Genomic DNA, 15,778 nt, shown 5'->3' on the forward strand with positions numbered 1-15,778 from the left:
TCCTCAACTACGCTCAGGAAGACACAAAGTGAAGCAATCTAAAATCTAAAATCAACAATCTAAAATAATCCCCATGACGATAGAAGATCTTTTAAAAAGTAAAGTAATTGAAAATCCTATAAAGAGATTAAAAAAAGAACTGGAAGAAATTGTAAACAGCAATTTGCTTTCTAAATTACTTTATAAAACAAAACTTAAAAAAGAAGTGGCAGAGTTCGGTCTGGAACTGCTGAAACTTCAGGACAGTTATTACAGCAATTATATTTCGCTTGGTTCTAAAGAAGCCGAGAAGTTTGCCGCTTTGGTAAAAGAAAATATCTGGGAAGATAAAAATTACTACGATTTACTGCTTTTCTTTTTTGGCGAAGAAAATGCGGCTTACGTAAAAGAAGCCTGGAGCAGATTGCCGCACAAAATGTATCAGACGGGTTATACCCGAAGAGCTTTTAGAGGGCCAAACCACAAGAGTTATTTATTGATAAATCAGATCAATTTTCTGCGTTCTTTACTCAACGCGACGTACAAATACAATTATCAGGACAGCACGACTTTTTATTATGATTTGAGTATTGAAGACGAAATTCGTTACGATACCGAAGTTTCAAATACCATTAATAAATTTATGGTTTGGTCTGCCGCGTTAGATTCGGGGAAAGAAGGTCTTTTTCAATTGTTTGAAGATATTATTTTCAATAAAGATCCAAGAGGAAAAGTGTCCAGAAATATCATCAAAGCACTTTTAAACAGCGAAAAACAAGAAAACTGGGAGTTGGTAGAAAAATTGCTTCTTGCGGCTCAGCGTCAGGAAGGTTTGCGCCAAACGATTCTCGAAGCGCTGGACGAAACGAGTATTGGCGCTTTGCAATACATGATAAAAGTAATTGTAGATAATAAACTAACCCGTTTTTCATCTGTAGTGAGAGCGATCGATACCTGGACAGGTTTGGGCTGGGATTCTGAAAAAGAAACTACTGTTCGTACTATTATCGAATTAGCTTCGGGCTATTTTGCCAAACCAGAAACGATTGCCAATGGCGTAAAAAGCAAAAATAACAACGAAGTCTATATGGCGCTTTGGGTTCAGGGCGTTTTGGATGTCGAGAAAACAATTCCGTATTTGCATGAATTGGTAGAAAAAGGTTCGGTCGAAAAGAAATCTCTGGCGCTGAAATTTGCCGGAGAAACAAGCGATCCGTATCTGGAAATGCCGCTTTATTTTAAAGCCATAGAAGATGATAATTTACAGGTTTTGGCATTTGCTGCTCCAAGAATGAATGATTTACTGGAGGCGAATACAAAATCTAAATTCTATATCGAAAATACAGATTATCCGAACTTTTTTGATAAAGTATACAATCTTGCACAATCTATTACCGAAAAAGAAAAAACCTTTGAAGGAAAAGTGTTTTCGTGGCTGAATGCAAAGTTCGAAAGAGATACGCTTTATGCTGCAGCCATTAATTTGGTGGGCGATAACAACGAAAGATTAGAATTGGTTTTAAGCCATTTTGAAGGTTTTGCGATTAATTTAAGAGAAAAACTGACGAGAAATTTATTGGGCAATTTTTACAGTTATTCTTTCCACAGTCATCAAAATAAGAATGATATAAAAGAACCAACCGATTTTCAGAGAAGTTTTGCGTTGCGTATTCTTAAAGACAGGGGAGAATCTCTTGTGGCTTCGGCGGTTAATGTTTTAAATAATCTGAGTTTAACGGAAGACGAGTTGGCTATTTTTCAGGAATTATTTAAACGTAAAAATGCTACTTTAAAGAAAAACCTAACAGCAATTCTGATAAAACAAGAAGATCAAAAAGTAGTCAATTTTGTCGATCAGACTTTAGAAAAAGGAGATTTAGAACAACGTATGTCTATTTTAGATTTGATGTTGCAGCTTCAGAAAAATAATAAACTGACCGACAAAGTAAATGACTGGGTAAAAGTCTATTTGGAAAGGCCAAAAATTACCGAGAAAGAAACCAAATTTATTGAGCAATTAGAACCTTCAAAAAAGAAAGATATTTTAAGTGCAGAAAACGGTTACGGCTTTTTTACGCCAAATGAAATTTCAGCTTACGAATTGCCAAAACCAAAAGCAGATTCGCTGTATGCAAAAGCGGTTAAAATAGAACAATACGGTTTCTCAAAATCGATGGCGCATATTAAAACCGAGATCGAGAAGCTTTATAAACTATTTGAAGAAAACAGAGATTACGAATACGAAATTGAAAACTACGACAACAGCAGATCGACTGTTTTATTGGGAAATACTTTTAGATCATTAAAAAACCTGAAAGACGAAAAAGACTCCGAATTAGTGGCAACAAATTATCCGTTGTACGAAGTTTGGGCAAATTGGTTTGAAAATTCTGGTTTAAGCGAAAGAGATTTGTTTTTGATGACTTTGGTAAGTAATTGTGATAGAAAAATCTGGAGAGATTTTCTGGAGAAACATGTTTTTTATTATAAAGAATTATTACCGCACCAAAACAAAAGAGGTTACGATTGGGATAATGCGATTTTGAATATTTTGAACGCTTTGCAATTAAAATATTCGTTTAATGAAAAAGCCGATTTCTTAATTGACGCTTGCAGTACATTGTATGCCGATCTTCCAGAATCGGTAATTGAGTTTGAATACAAACCTTCTAAAGATGAATATTATTACAATAACAGCAACGGAAACGGCTGGCAAAGTCAGGGCTTTTTTGATATTTATCTGAATAAAATTGGTTTGCTTGATTTAACCGAAGAACAAAATACGAGAGTATGGAATCTTCACAGATGGAGGCAACTCAACGGTTTAGAAAAAAACAGGTCTTTTGCCAAACCGCCAATTCACTTGTATTGCGTGGCATTTGAGCAAAAATTAATTACCGAAGGCGAATTGTACGAAGGTATTTTAGAAAGCGAAAGAATTTCTGTTCTTACGAGCGAAACTAAACATTACAGACATTTTGGAAGCGAAGAATTAATTAAAAAGTTTCCGTTTCTGGTTCCGATGATTGATAAAATCAGAGAAACGTTTTTGGATCTTGAAGTAAAAAGGGGCGATTCTAATACTTCGGTTACGCATTTGGTGCAGAGTTTTCAGAAGATTTTTGGCGCAAACCGTTTGGTAGAATTGATTACAGCACTTGGAAAAGCAAGTTTGTACAAAGGATATATTTATTCGTGGAGTTATACCGATTTAACAAAACAGAAATTATTCAGTTTCTTATTAAAAAGATGTTATCCGTTGGAAACCGATACGCAGGAAAGTTTTAATGCTTTAATTAAAAAAGCTAAAATTTCTGAAGAAAGATTGATTCAAACTGCAATTTATGCGCCACAATGGCAAAAGTTTATCAGCAGTTATTTAGACTGGAACGGATTGGACGAAGGAATCTGGTGGTTTCATGCGCATACAAAAACTGCGTCTTACAGTGCGACAAATTCAGAATTAGAAAGTGAAGCGGCTAGATTTTCAACTTTAGATTTGCAAGATTTTAAAGATGGTGCTGTCGATAAAGATTGGTTTACATCGGCTTACAAAAAATTAGGAAAAGCAAAATGGGAACTTTTATACGAATCTGCCAAATACGTAACAGACGGAAACGGTCACAGACGTGCGAGATTGTACGCCGACACGATTACAGGCGATTTAAAAATTAGAGAAGTTACCGCAAAAGTAAAAGACAAACGCGATCAGGATTATCTGCGAGTTTATGGATTAGTTCCGTTAAGCAAAGCGAGTCCGGAAAAAGATATTTTGGCGCGTTACGAATATTTACAGCAGTTTAAAAAAGAAAGTAAAGAGTTTGGTTCGATGAAACAGGCGAGCGAAGCTTTGGCGATTCGTGTAGCTCTTGAAAACCTGGCAAGAAATGCTGGATATCCAGATCCGGTTCGTTTGACTTGGGCAATGGAAACGAAGCAAGTTCAAAATATTTTATCAAAAGAAACGGAAGTGGTTTTAGACGATGTTACGATTAGTTTGGTCATTAATAAGGAAGGGAAAGCCGATTTGGTTACTTATAAATCAGGAAAAGAATTAAAATCGATTCCGCCGAAATACAAAAAAGACAAAAGTATTCTGGAATTAACGAATTACAGAAAAACCATGCGCGAACAATGGACACGTTCTAGAAAAGGTTTAGAAGAAAGTATGATTCGTGGCGATGAGTTTTTATTCGCAGAAATGCAAAACCTTTTCGAACATCCCATTATTTCAAAACATCTAGAGAAATTAGTTTTTATTTCGAATGACAATCAGATTGGTTTTTATGTCGATGGAAGTTTAGTGACTGGTTTAGGCGAAATGATTTCGTTAAACGAAAAACAGACTTTCAGAATCGCGCACTGTTTTGATTTGCATAAAAACAATGTTTGGGTTGATTATCAGAAATATTGTTTTGATAACAAATTACAACAGCCGTTTAAACAGGTTTTCAGAGAATTGTATGTTCCAACGCCAGACGAATTGAAAGAGAAATCTATTTCACGACGTTATGCAGGACATCAGGTACAACCGAATCAAACTTTGGCTTTGCTGAAAACAAGAGGCTGGAAAGTAGATTATGAAGAAGGATTGCAGAAAGTTTTTCATAAAGAAGGCTATCAGGTTAAAATGTATGCGATGGCCGATTGGTTTTCGCCAGCAGATGTTGAGAGTCCGACTCTAGAAACAATCGAATTCCATTCTTTAAAAGATTATAAAAACATTGCTTTTGAAGATATTAATCCGAGGATTTTCTCAGAAGTAATGCGCGATATCGATTTGGTAGTAAGCGTTGCGCATGTTGGTGGCGTAGATCCTGAAGCAAGTCATTCTTCTATCGAAATGAGAGGTGTTTTATTGAGAGAAACATTGCGATTGTTTAAAATTAAAAATGTCGAAATCAAAGCTAACCATGCGATTATAAATGGTAAAATGGCCGATTACAGCGTACATTTAGGAAGTGCGGTTGTGCATCAGCTTCCGGGTAAATACTTATCGGTTCTGCCAGTTCATTCGCAACACAGAGGACGTTTGTTCCTTCCGTTTGCAGATGAAGATCCGAAATCGGCTGAGGTAATGTCTAAAGTTTTATTATTTGCTAAAGATGATGAAATTCAGGATCCAACGATTTTAAGTCAGATTGATAAGACCTATGCGTAAAAAACAAATATTACGTTTCCCACGGTTGAAACCGTGGGCAATGTTTTAAATAGTAAGTCAAAAAAATAAAATCCGTTTAAATCCGCGTTTTCGCGAAAGCGAATCCGTGGAATCCGCGTTCCATTTGCGATCCAATTATTTTACCCAAACCAATAAAACGTTAATTCAGGAAATTTATAATTTTAACATTTTTATCTATTTTTATTAAATTATGAAATAAAATAGTACATTTGTATCTGTAATTAATAAAGAGAAAAATACATATGAAAATTTCAATAGCACAATATTTTGACAGCTTAGCCGGATCACTTCCAGCTGAAGTATCAGGGTGCAATATGTATTTTTATGAAATTGAAATCTAAATTTTAGAGTTTAAGCTCAACATAAAAATATAAAAGCGTCCTCAAAGTAGGGCGCTTTTTTTGTTTAAAGCACTTCTCCCGAAGCCTCGGGATCGGTCAGTGTGACAAGAAAAATGATAAAAAATCAAACCATAACTAAAAAAAAACTAAAAAAATAATTGACCCAATGTTTAATGAGTAATCAAAATAGCGAAATATAGTCTTGAAAAGTAATCTAATGAGTAACAGTCATTTGATAAAAAGATAAATCTGCACCAGTTTGCGGAGAGGTATTTCTTTGTCTTTGTTTTAGGTTTAACTAATTGATTGTCAATAAAATAATGTTAAAAATAATTTGGAAATATGATTTTTTCGTCATTATCTTTGCCAGACAAAATCTCAGCAATGAGTTTTAAAATAACAACTACAACAACAACAACAACAACAATGATTTCAAAATATAATACAATAAGTAAAATGAATTTTAATACTAACATACCTTACGCCAAAAGGTTATTAGCGAGTTCGGATCGTGAGGGGACAAACATGTCGGTGCATCAATATAGGCAATAAGATAATTATATCGTATTTGTTATGAAGCACCTTTAATCGGGTGCTTTTTTTTTGTCTAGGTGCAAAGGTACTGAGTGGCAAAGGCACAAAGGTTAAAAAACAAAAAGTACGCAAAATAATTGCGTAGTAAAGGCTTGAATTTGTAGAAGAAAACAGGTCAGTTAAAAGAAAACTTTCATTAAGTGAAAATAAAAACTATTAGCATTAAAAGTTGATAGTTTAAGTTAAATAATAAAAAATTTAAGGATGAATCAAGAAATAGTATTTGCGTCCGGGTATTCGGCCCAAAGAGATATAGTTGAGTTTAGTGAGGGTTTTGCCATAATTAAAATAATGGATTTAAAGCTCGCTGACCAATGGAATAGGAAGGTAAATTTTAGGGATAAATATATCATATAGAGAGAACGCTCTCTGATAAAGGCAATGATGCTTTTTAACTTTTGTGATATTGGATTTCCCGGAATTCCTTCGGTTCCCTGAGATTTCCAAGAATTACAAATAAAAAAAGAACATCATGCAAAACAATACATTACAACAATATAAAAAGGCGATTCAAGCTAAATACGACATAGAGAAAAACGGAAAATATTTCGATTACTTGTACAAGCCTTCTCGTGGAAAGCTACGTGATTTGTGCTGGCTTATTTTCGAAAACACCCCAACACAGAACGACTTGAATGTTTTCAAGAATCTATTGGAGTTGGATTTCGATCACAGTAAAAAGAACAAGTTTAAGGAAAAGAAAGACAAGTTCAGACCTATCGAAACGTTCTTTAAAGGAGAAACAGATCCGTCAAACATCGATGCTATAAACATGGCAGCTATTTTGGTTGATTTTGAACCACGTCCTTTCAAAAAGTTTTACGAAAGTCCTAAAATTGAAGAGCCTAAGAAACTTAAAAAGACGGAGAAAGTTAAAGCGGTTTTTGAAAAGAAGGACACCATAAAAAAAGAAAAGCCTGAAAAAAAATCTAAGAAGAGAAGTTTCTTCCGAGATTTAAAAAGTATGTTTTTCTAGAAGAAACACATACTATTCAACAGAAACCATCAGTATAAATCTGGTGGTTTCAATTTAAAAAATTAAAAAAAATGAAAACTACAGATAAAATTATTATTATCGATTTAGAAGCCACATGCTGGCAAGGTGCGGTCCCGAGCGGACAGCAAAATGAAATTATTGAAATTGGTTTGGCTGTGTTAGACACAGAAACCGGAGAAATTTCGAAAAACAAAGGGATATTGGTTAAGCCGCAGCGCTCGAGTGTTAGTTTATTTTGTACTGAATTAACCACAATTACACAGGATTTACTGGATCAAAACGGAGTACGTTTTGAAGAGGCTATCAATCATTTGATTGACGAATATAATCCTGATTTGTATACCTGGGCGAGTTACGGTCAGTACGATTTGAATATGATTAAAAAACAATGTAAATCCTTTGGTATTCCGTATCCAATGGGAGAGGAGCATATCAATGTAAAAGAACATTTTGCCGAAAAATTTGGTTTGGTTAAACCAACTGGAATGAACGGTGCATTGCAAATGTTGAATATTCCGCTGGAAGGAACACATCACAGAGGTATTGACGATGCAAAGAATATCGCTAAGATTTTGAATTGGTGTCTGAAAAATTAGAATTTAATTTGTTAATTGCAGTTATCAAAAGGATAGCTGATAACTGTAGAAAACTGTAAATCATTGCATTTACAGTTTTTCGTGTTTTCTGGAAGTATCTAAAATTAAAGCCATTCTCCGGCTGCATTATGATCATCCGGAAGATAGGTAAGATATTGCACCATTCTTGGATTTTCGCCTCTATTGGGCGTTGCACAGTGGGGGAGCGTATTATGCCAGATTATAAAATCGCCGGCATTTCCTGTAATTGGTTTTGGCTGTAAAGTTTTTAGGGCTTTCTCTCTTGGGTTTTCATGAGGTTCAAGTTCGTCCAGCCATTGATTAATTTGGTTATGAAATCCTGAAACACAATGAAAAGCACCATCATTTGGACCGCAGTCTGTTAAATAAAGCATTCCCTGAAATGTGACAATGAGTGGCTTTTTTAAACTCATATCCCAATGTAACTGACTTCCCATAAAATTGAAATCATCTGTTTCAGGCGGATTAAAACTTACTTTATCAATCGTTTTATAGATTTTGGTGGTTTTATAAAGCTGTTCGTAAGCCTTTTTTACTCTTGGCGAAAAACGGTTACGGTTTAAAGTTTCGTGATCAGAAAAATTAAGCATAAGTCCTTTCTGATCTTCATGACGATTGTACCAAGTTTCTTTTTCATTCGGATTCATTTTTAAATACTCCCAAATAGCTTTTTGTGTGGCTTCGCAATCTTCTTTAGAAATGGCATTTTTAACTACGATATAACCGTTCTCTTTCCAAAAATCAAGATCTTGCTCTGATAGTACATTTTCGATTACCTCTTTGGTTTCAGGAGCCGTATCTCGTTTTCGGTTATTGATCCATATTTTAAATGTTTCAAAATCAGGTTTTTCAAAATATAAAAAGTGCAAAACATCTTCCATACTAATACCCAATTGATATAGGGTTTTTATTTCGTTGTTCCAGTTTTTAGAGGCTTTGGTTGTATATTCGGGAGCTACAGCGCGTTTCCATAATTGTTCGAGAGCGATCCAGGGCATAATTATTCCGTTTTAAGTTGAGGTATAACCAAAAGTACAGGATTTATAGTTGCGTAATGACAGTAGAAATACCCGTTTTTATGCGTAAAGGATGTAACAGAAATTATGCTGAAGCTGAATTCTGAACCGCATTTGGCGTTTTTACAAATTTAATGTAAATGAGAAACTCAACAAATGGAATTAAAAGAAACAACAGGAAAAAAAGCAGTTCATGTTTCAGTATTTCGTGAAAAACAAAATCCTGTACAGACTGTAATTTTCTTCCCATTTCGGATTGTAAGGAAAGTTCAATTTTTTGAGGTTCGATTTGATCTAGTTTAGCCAAAGTCGATTTGAATTCGGCATAATCAATGTTTTTTACATTTTTCATATCGGCTTTATCGTCAACCGCTTTCATGAAACCGTATATACAGGCACTGTAAACATCCGATTCGTATTTTTGAAGCAAGTACGAAGTCGAAGAATTTTTGAAGTTATCCAGAGCGCTTAATCCGCTATTGTTTTGTTTGATATAAACCGCAAATGCTTTGGTCATCGATTTGCTGGCATCGTCTGAAGAATTGGACAGCATCTGTACGGCATGTAAAAAATCTTTCTTTTCTTTTTCAGATGAAAATGTGGTTCCGAAGGTGTTAGAATAAATTTGAGCAGCAATGTTTTTATTTTCGTTGCGCAAAATTGAATGTGTTCCGTAGAATAAGCCAATCATGGTCATAAAATACAATATAACAATCATGAAATACGGAATCCAGAGTTTGGCAATCCAGTTGTAATATTTTTTATCGCGCTCAAAGAAATTTTTTCGGTATAAAAACACATTGAAAACAATACCCAAGATGATTCCCAAAACAATAAATAAAACAATCCAGAATATAAACCAACCTATGTTTGGCAGGATAAATTGTTTTGAAAATTCCCAAACTTCTGACCAATTTATACTGTCGATATATTCTTTCATATTTTGTTTTTAGTAGATTAAAAATAATTAAAAAATTATTTCATCTAAACATATGTGCAAAATAAATTTTATGATTTTTAAGTTTTAAATATTGTCTTAGAAGTGCCCCTTGTTATTTTGATTAATGTAGAAAAATCTTGCATAAATTTCTAAGAATCTTTAAAATATAATTACAAACTATTTTTTAGGATATTGTTCATAGTACTCTTTAATCTTTTTTCCATTCTTTTTATTTATTAAGGTAAATTTGCAAGGTCCAGTGCCTAAACAACCACTTTTAAAAAGAATTGTATTTGGATAATCCTCAATTAACTGGTAACCCAATCGGTATGTGTAGGCATAGAAATTAGCCTTTAAAACATCTATAGTAATTTTAGATTTATTTGGTTTTTCTAAAGTCAGCCATATTTTATCACAATTGAATTGCCAATAAAGATTATAATTGTTTTTTAATTGAATCGTGTCACAATCGACTGTTGCTTCATTCATTAATTGATTATTTTCACAATAACATTTCTTATTTTGTGCCCAACAAATGTTTATTTGGATTAGGATTAGAAATAAAATCTTTTTTACCATTTGGTTTTATCTTAGGATTTGGCGATGCTAAATTGATAGTGAGCTACAGAACAGTTTAGGAATAGCAATTGCTGCAGAATCAAATAAAAGATCACCACCTTTTATATTCGATTTTTTGTTGGTCTTCTATTTTTCCTGAACTCAAATTTAAAGTCTTCGTAAAAATCAACCTTCCATCATCATCGTATCTGTAGTATTTTTTATACTTTATCATTTGGCTGCTTGGATAATCAATAAGATCAACCTCCATCTCTTTTAAAAAATTACCAGCAATCTGTAATTCCATTCTTTTTATAGTAGTACCAAATATAAACGGGGAAAATCTGGCATTTAATAAATTTACATCTATATTTAAGTTGATTTCTAAATGTTTAGAATTACATTTATTGCGTCAATATAAACGAAGTCTTGATCAAGTAAATTATATTTGTTTTGGTATGGAATCCTTGTATGAAATTTTTCGAAATAGCTGTAGTAATCATCTGTGAAAATATAGTCATCCGGTATTTTATTATTTGAATCATATGAGAAATTTGCTTCACTTATTAACTTTCCCATTTTGTATTTTTGTGATTTTAGTAATAAGGTATCTTTATATTTAAAAGAAATAGAATCATTTTTAGATGTAGTAACAGCAATAAGCTGTTCTTTTTTATAGTAGAACTTACCTTTATTATTAATTGTAATTATGACATTATTGTTATTATGTAAGCTGCAACTTATTAGTATAAAGTGAAAAATAATTATTATTTTTTTCATTTGATTATTCCTTAGTTTTTTCAATATAATTAACTTCTTTCCAGAAAATAGTTAAGCCATATTGAGTTGCGGATTAATCTTTATCTAATAAGTTCCTTATAGAGTCAATATCTGTTCTTTTATACTTTGAAAAAGAAAAACTTTTGTCAGTATATTTAAATGTTTTTGTATATTGTTTCCAACCCCAAGATTCAACACTTAAACTATCTACATAAAAATCATTCTGCTTAAATGAAACATAAGTCTTTGTATAATAGCCACTATTTCCTGTAAGATCTTTAAATATAATAAAGCCGCTTTTATTAATTTTTATTTCTTCGTAATAAACGGGGGTATTACATTTTAAAATGTTTTTGTAAATTTTAAAAATTTTACTCTTTTTATTTATAGTTTTGCTTATCAAAAGTATGGGGAAATCAAATTCTGAATTATCAGGAAAACACTCGTCTTTACTACTTTCATAATAAGGTTTTAAAACAGCAATTGTATCTATAGTTTTACTATCATCAAAATCAAGACTTAAAGGTTCGTCTTGGTAATAGTTAGAAAATGTTATACCATATCTATCTTTATAACCCTGAATTTGCTCTAAACAATTCTTCTTTACAGCAATGTTTTTAGGTGTCTTAATAGTATCCTTTGGAATATCTTCAATATTCTTACTGCCAATTTTATTACAAGAAATAAAAACCAAAATAATTGTAAATATGTAAAATGGAAATTTCATAGTTTCTAAATTTTAAATGTTGTCCAAAATAATGTACCTGATTTAAAACCAGTTGAGTTTAAACTTTCATGCACTGCATTGTTGTTTTGAGAATTTGTCCTTGCACCAGAAAAAACACCATTTTCATTCAAAATTGATCCATCTGAAACATTTTTAAGAGCATATTCTTCTTTAGAAAAGATAGGGTTAATTGTAGCGTTTTTGTTAATTTTAGCTCTATTAGAATCAATAGACCAAAAATCAATAGCTAAATCTAAATGTTCTTTCACAATATTAACACTTCTATATTGTTTAAATTTTGGATGAGTTAATTCATCTTTTTTAGTGAAAAAATCTAATCCATCCCAAAAATATGAACTATTAGTAGGATCGTCATCTCCTCTTAAAACACTAATCATTGCAGCACGGGCAAAACAATGATTTTTACCATTTGAACTTGTAGGTATCGCTTTTGTTTTATCAGCTTTATCTACCGATGAATAACCTGTTTTAAATAATGCGTTAAATGTTTTTTCATCTCTGTTATATCTTTTATTATTCAATGCGTTATTTACAGTATGTGCAATCCATAAAGCTGTTTCTTTATTTCCTGTAAAAGAAGCTTCATGGTGAATTAAATACGAATTATTTGCGAATTTTTCATGCCTTATATTCTCATTATTTTCTTTCAATAATTTAGTGTTATTATAAGTTACAAAATCATTTCCATTTTTATCTTTTTGAGTAGATTTTCCATCACAAACATAAACATCCTCAACACTTCCATCATTTTCAGGTTCATTTATTTTTCCCTCAAAAGTCCCATCTTTATTATAAAAATGCCCATTTATGTATATAATACGATCTTCTTCCTTTTGAGAGGGATAATAAGGTGGAGCGTTTGAAATATAAGATACATTCCAATGTTTTATGAAATCTTTTGTAGTGCCATAATTTTGAATCGCAGGTGAAATGGTTAAAACAGTTTGCATATTTTCAGTTCCATTTGCATAAAATGTTTCCGAAAACTGAACTATAAAGGCATCATTAAATTTATATTTTTTTATCGGAATATCATCTTCTCCTTTGCTAAAAAAATGTATTTCTCCTTTTTCCATTCTTTCTGTTTCATTCTTTACTTTTTTAGTCATATTATGAAGAAAAACACCGTCGTCTTCGCGTGATACAAAGGCCAGAGTAATTAATCCGCCTTCTATTTCACTAGTCGGAGAGCCGTTTCCGGAAGTAGATTTGTAATAATTGGTATCAATCCAAAGTAATTCTCGTTCTTCTCCTAATATAAATAGTTTGGCAGATGTCATATTCTTTTTTTTATATTATCAATTTCTTTAAAAATAAAAGAAGAATAATCGAGAGTACGACCCTAAAAGTTTTTTAAATATTAGAATAGGACAGTTTTTTAAAAGAAAAAAAATAGGCTTTTTTTGACTTTGAAGAGAAAGGGAATTAATGTGATAAATAATTTTGAATAGAAAACCAGTTTATAAAAACTAAAAAAGGCTGTCTAAATATAGACAGCCTTTTCTGTGGTTAAAATTATTTTGATTCTTAATTATTCCCGTAGATTTTAACGTAAAGATTTTTGTAAATTTCTTTAATGATTTTACGTTTTAGTTTAAGAGTAGGAGTAAGTTGTCCGCCATCGATAGACCAGACATCCGGAGTTAACTCAAAACGTTTAACTTGTTCCCAGTGACCAAATTTTTTGTTGATTCCTTCTACTTCTTCATCAATTCGTTTAATTACATCTGCATTTGAAGCAATTTCAGCATCTGTACTTCCTAAAGTAATTTTATGGATTTTTGCCCATTCTTTCACAAACTCAAAGTTGGGCTGAATAAAAGCTCCCGGCATTTTTTCGCCCTCACCAATTACCATAATCTGCTCAATAAAACGAGATTGTTTCATGGCATTTTCGATCATTTGCGGCGCAATATATTTACCTCCCGAAGTTTTGAACATTTCTTTTTTACGATCGGTAATTTTCAGGAATCCTTCGCTGTCAATTTCTCCAATATCTCCCGTATGGAAATACCCGTCTATAATTGCTTCGGCTGTTTTTTCAGGATCTTTATAATAACCTAACATTACGTTTGGACCTTTTAATATAATTTCACCGTCTTCAGCAATTTTAACTTCAACATTGCGAATTGGTTTTCCAACCGTACCAATTTTAAAACCTTTGTTTCTTTGATCGTTCACGGCAATTACCGGAGATGTTTCAGATAAACCGTAACCTTCCATAACCGGAATTTCTGCCGCAGCAAAAACTCTTGCCAAACGTGGTTGTAATGCCGCACTTCCGGAAACCATTAAATCTAAATTTCCTCCCAAACCTTCTTTCCATTTGCTGAAAATAAGTTTGCGGGCAATTTTTAACTGAAATTCATACCATCCACCATTTGCACCGTATGGTTCATATCTTAAACCTAAATCAATAGCCCAGAAAAACAGTTTTTTCTTGATGCCTGTTAATTCAGCTCCTTTTGCATAAATTTTATCGTAAACTTTTTCTAAAAGTCTAGGAACAGCTGTCATAACAGTTGGTCGTACTTCTTTTAGGTTGTCACTGATTTTATCAATCGATTCTCCAAAATATACCGAAACACCATAATATTGATAGATGTACAAAATCATTCTTTCAAAAATATGACAAATAGGCAAGAAGCTCAATGCGGTACTTTTTCCCGGATCAAACGGAATTCTTGGCGCGCTGTCTAATACATTTGAAACAATGTTTTTGTGCGAAAGCATAACACCTTTTGGTCTTCCTGTAGTTCCCGAAGTATAGATAATTGTAGCTAAATCATCCGTATGGATGCTTTCTTTTCTGGCTTCAACTTCTGCCTGATTGCTTTCGTCTTCACCTTGTAAAAGTAAATCTGTCCAGTGTTTACAACCCGGAATTTCATTAAAAGAGTAAACCTCTTTTAAAGTAGGCACATTAGCTCTAATGGCTTGTACTTTTTGATATACTTCGTCGTCAGAAACAAAGACATACATACTGCCACTGTGATTCAATATATATTCGTAATCTTCTTCTGAAATAGTAGGGTAGATTGGAACGTTCTGTGCTCCGGTCTGTAGAATACCAATATCCATGATATTCCACTCTGTACGGTTATTAGAAGTGATTAAAGCAATTTTATCATCTTTCTGAATTCCCATGCGCAATAATGCTCTTGAAACAGCATTTGCTTTAGCAATATATTCCTGGCTAGATGTTTTTTCCCAGACCCCGTTTTTCTTTGTTGCCAGAGCAACCGGTAGGTTATAAGTTTCTTGTTGATAATAGGGAAAATCAAAAAGACGTGTGATTGAAACCATGTTTGATATATTGAATTTTATCGCAAATTAAATAAAAAATAGGTATAATTTTTAATTTTGTGGAATTTTATGGGAAAAATTATAAGTACTCTTGAAAATCAACGAAAACGTTTTCTTTTTTGTAATAAAAGGATGCTAAAACGATAAATTATTTATTTGAAGGGGCGTTTCCCATGTCATTATAATCTTCATAATCTTTCACACGCTCCCCCATAATGAACATTTTCTTCTTTGCAAAATGTATAGAAAGCTGCGTATAATTCCATTCGTCGCTGTCGTTTGTTCTGTACCAAAGTGTATAAGAAGCGCTATTGAAACCTTCTTTAAAAACCGGAATTCCTTCGTCTGTGCATTCAACACCCCAGTTGATCTTCTTTTTAGATAAATCTTCGTATTGATAAACACCTGTTCCGTCTGGATTTAGGATAATAACTGGCTCTTTTTTTCCTGTTGGAGCAAAAGTTCCCGGAACCGGATAACCAACAGTAGTGGTAATAAAACGTTCGCGATCTCTGTAAGTAATAGGATTTACTTCAACTTGTGAATATGATTTTGCAGTAAAAAATAATAGGGTAAAAAATAATAAACGAATTGCTTTCATTCTATGTAGGATTTAATGTTTTCGGGGCTTAAAAAATTCAGTGGCGGGAATTTTTTAGGCGAATATACTCTAAATTTTCCTTAGAAAAATAAATCCGAATTACAAGAATGAGTTTTTTT

Annotated in this window: 11 protein-coding genes; 3 read left to right on the plus strand and 8 right to left on the minus strand. The window is 32.7% G+C overall.

The window, feature by feature from the left end; translation table 11 throughout:
* Positions 1-73: 73 nt before the first annotated feature.
* From KHA98_RS11870 to KHA98_RS11880, 3 genes are all read left to right on the plus strand, one after another.
* A complete protein-coding gene (locus KHA98_RS11870) occupies positions 74-5,140 on the plus strand; it encodes a DUF4132 domain-containing protein (protein WP_213258146.1) in 5,067 nt (1,688 codons plus the stop codon).
* Between the two features lie 1,428 nt (positions 5,141-6,568).
* The gene (locus KHA98_RS11875) at positions 6,569-7,072 is read left to right on the plus strand and encodes a hypothetical protein (RefSeq protein WP_213258147.1); all 504 of its coding nucleotides are present in this window, start codon (positions 6,569-6,571) and stop codon (positions 7,070-7,072) included.
* A gap of 71 nt (positions 7,073-7,143) precedes the next feature.
* Positions 7,144-7,689: a 3'-5' exonuclease gene (locus tag KHA98_RS11880; RefSeq protein ID WP_213258148.1), complete on the plus strand. Its 546-nt coding sequence runs from the start codon at positions 7,144-7,146 to the stop codon at positions 7,687-7,689.
* Between the two features lie 104 nt (positions 7,690-7,793).
* Here the strand turns inward: KHA98_RS11880 and KHA98_RS11885 are convergent, their stop codons facing one another.
* The 8 genes from KHA98_RS11885 to KHA98_RS11920 all read right to left on the minus strand — a co-directional run bounded on the left by KHA98_RS11885 (position 7,794) and on the right by KHA98_RS11920 (position 15,659).
* On the minus strand, positions 7,794-8,708 hold the full coding sequence (locus tag KHA98_RS11885) for a phytanoyl-CoA dioxygenase family protein (protein ID WP_213258149.1): 915 nt from the start codon (positions 8,706-8,708) through the stop codon (positions 7,794-7,796).
* Positions 8,709-8,811: 103 nt separating this feature from the next.
* Positions 8,812-9,666 carry a cytochrome c oxidase subunit II gene (locus tag KHA98_RS11890; protein WP_213258150.1) on the minus strand — a complete coding sequence of 285 codons (855 nt, stop codon included), beginning with the start codon at positions 9,664-9,666 and terminating at the stop codon, positions 8,812-8,814.
* A gap of 177 nt (positions 9,667-9,843) precedes the next feature.
* Positions 9,844-10,155: a hypothetical protein gene (locus tag KHA98_RS11895; protein ID WP_213258151.1), complete on the minus strand. Its 312-nt coding sequence runs from the start codon at positions 10,153-10,155 to the stop codon at positions 9,844-9,846.
* Between the two features lie 181 nt (positions 10,156-10,336).
* Positions 10,337-10,531 (minus strand): hypothetical protein, encoded by a 195-nt coding sequence (locus KHA98_RS11900; protein WP_213258152.1) that lies wholly within the window; start codon positions 10,529-10,531, stop codon positions 10,337-10,339.
* A gap of 546 nt (positions 10,532-11,077) precedes the next feature.
* Positions 11,078-11,731 carry a hypothetical protein gene (locus KHA98_RS11905; protein WP_213258153.1) on the minus strand — a complete coding sequence of 218 codons (654 nt, stop codon included), beginning with the start codon at positions 11,729-11,731 and terminating at the stop codon, positions 11,078-11,080.
* Between the two features lie 5 nt (positions 11,732-11,736).
* Positions 11,737-13,032, minus strand: coding sequence for a type VI secretion system tube protein TssD (tssD, locus tag KHA98_RS11910; protein ID WP_213258154.1), 1,296 nt, complete (start codon positions 13,030-13,032; stop codon positions 11,737-11,739).
* 247 nt (positions 13,033-13,279) lie between these two features.
* Positions 13,280-15,058, minus strand: a complete 1,779-nt coding sequence (locus tag KHA98_RS11915; RefSeq protein ID WP_213258155.1) for an AMP-dependent synthetase/ligase — start codon at positions 15,056-15,058, stop codon at positions 13,280-13,282.
* Positions 15,059-15,206: 148 nt separating this feature from the next.
* Complete coding sequence (locus KHA98_RS11920) at positions 15,207-15,659, minus strand: hypothetical protein (RefSeq protein ID WP_213258156.1); 453 nt, start codon at positions 15,657-15,659, stop codon at positions 15,207-15,209.
* Positions 15,660-15,778 lie beyond the last annotated feature (119 nt).

The sequence above is a fragment of the Flavobacterium branchiicola genome (assembly GCF_018383905.1).
In the GTDB taxonomy this organism is placed as follows: Bacteria; Bacteroidota; Bacteroidia; order Flavobacteriales; family Flavobacteriaceae; genus Flavobacterium; species Flavobacterium branchiicola.

Excerpts from the sequence above, each read along its gene's own strand:
- tssD (WP_213258154.1), bottom strand. The coding sequence starts at position 13,032 with ATGACATCTGCCAAACTATTTATATTAGGAGAAGAACGAGAATTACTT.
- KHA98_RS11870 (WP_213258146.1), top strand. The coding sequence starts at position 74 with ATGACGATAGAAGATCTTTTAAAAAGTAAAGTAATTGAAAATCCTATA.
- KHA98_RS11885 (WP_213258149.1), bottom strand. The coding sequence starts at position 8,708 with ATGCCCTGGATCGCTCTCGAACAATTATGGAAACGCGCTGTAGCTCCC.
- KHA98_RS11920 (WP_213258156.1), bottom strand. The coding sequence starts at position 15,659 with ATGAAAGCAATTCGTTTATTATTTTTTACCCTATTATTTTTTACTGCA.
- KHA98_RS11880 (WP_213258148.1), top strand. The coding sequence starts at position 7,144 with ATGAAAACTACAGATAAAATTATTATTATCGATTTAGAAGCCACATGC.
- KHA98_RS11890 (WP_213258150.1), bottom strand. The coding sequence starts at position 9,666 with ATGAAAGAATATATCGACAGTATAAATTGGTCAGAAGTTTGGGAATTT.
- KHA98_RS11915 (WP_213258155.1), bottom strand. The coding sequence starts at position 15,058 with ATGGTTTCAATCACACGTCTTTTTGATTTTCCCTATTATCAACAAGAA.
- KHA98_RS11905 (WP_213258153.1), bottom strand. The coding sequence starts at position 11,731 with ATGAAATTTCCATTTTACATATTTACAATTATTTTGGTTTTTATTTCT.
- KHA98_RS11900 (WP_213258152.1), bottom strand. The coding sequence starts at position 10,531 with ATGGAATTACAGATTGCTGGTAATTTTTTAAAAGAGATGGAGGTTGAT.
- KHA98_RS11875 (WP_213258147.1), top strand. The coding sequence starts at position 6,569 with ATGCAAAACAATACATTACAACAATATAAAAAGGCGATTCAAGCTAAA.
- KHA98_RS11895 (WP_213258151.1), bottom strand. The coding sequence starts at position 10,155 with ATGAATGAAGCAACAGTCGATTGTGACACGATTCAATTAAAAAACAAT.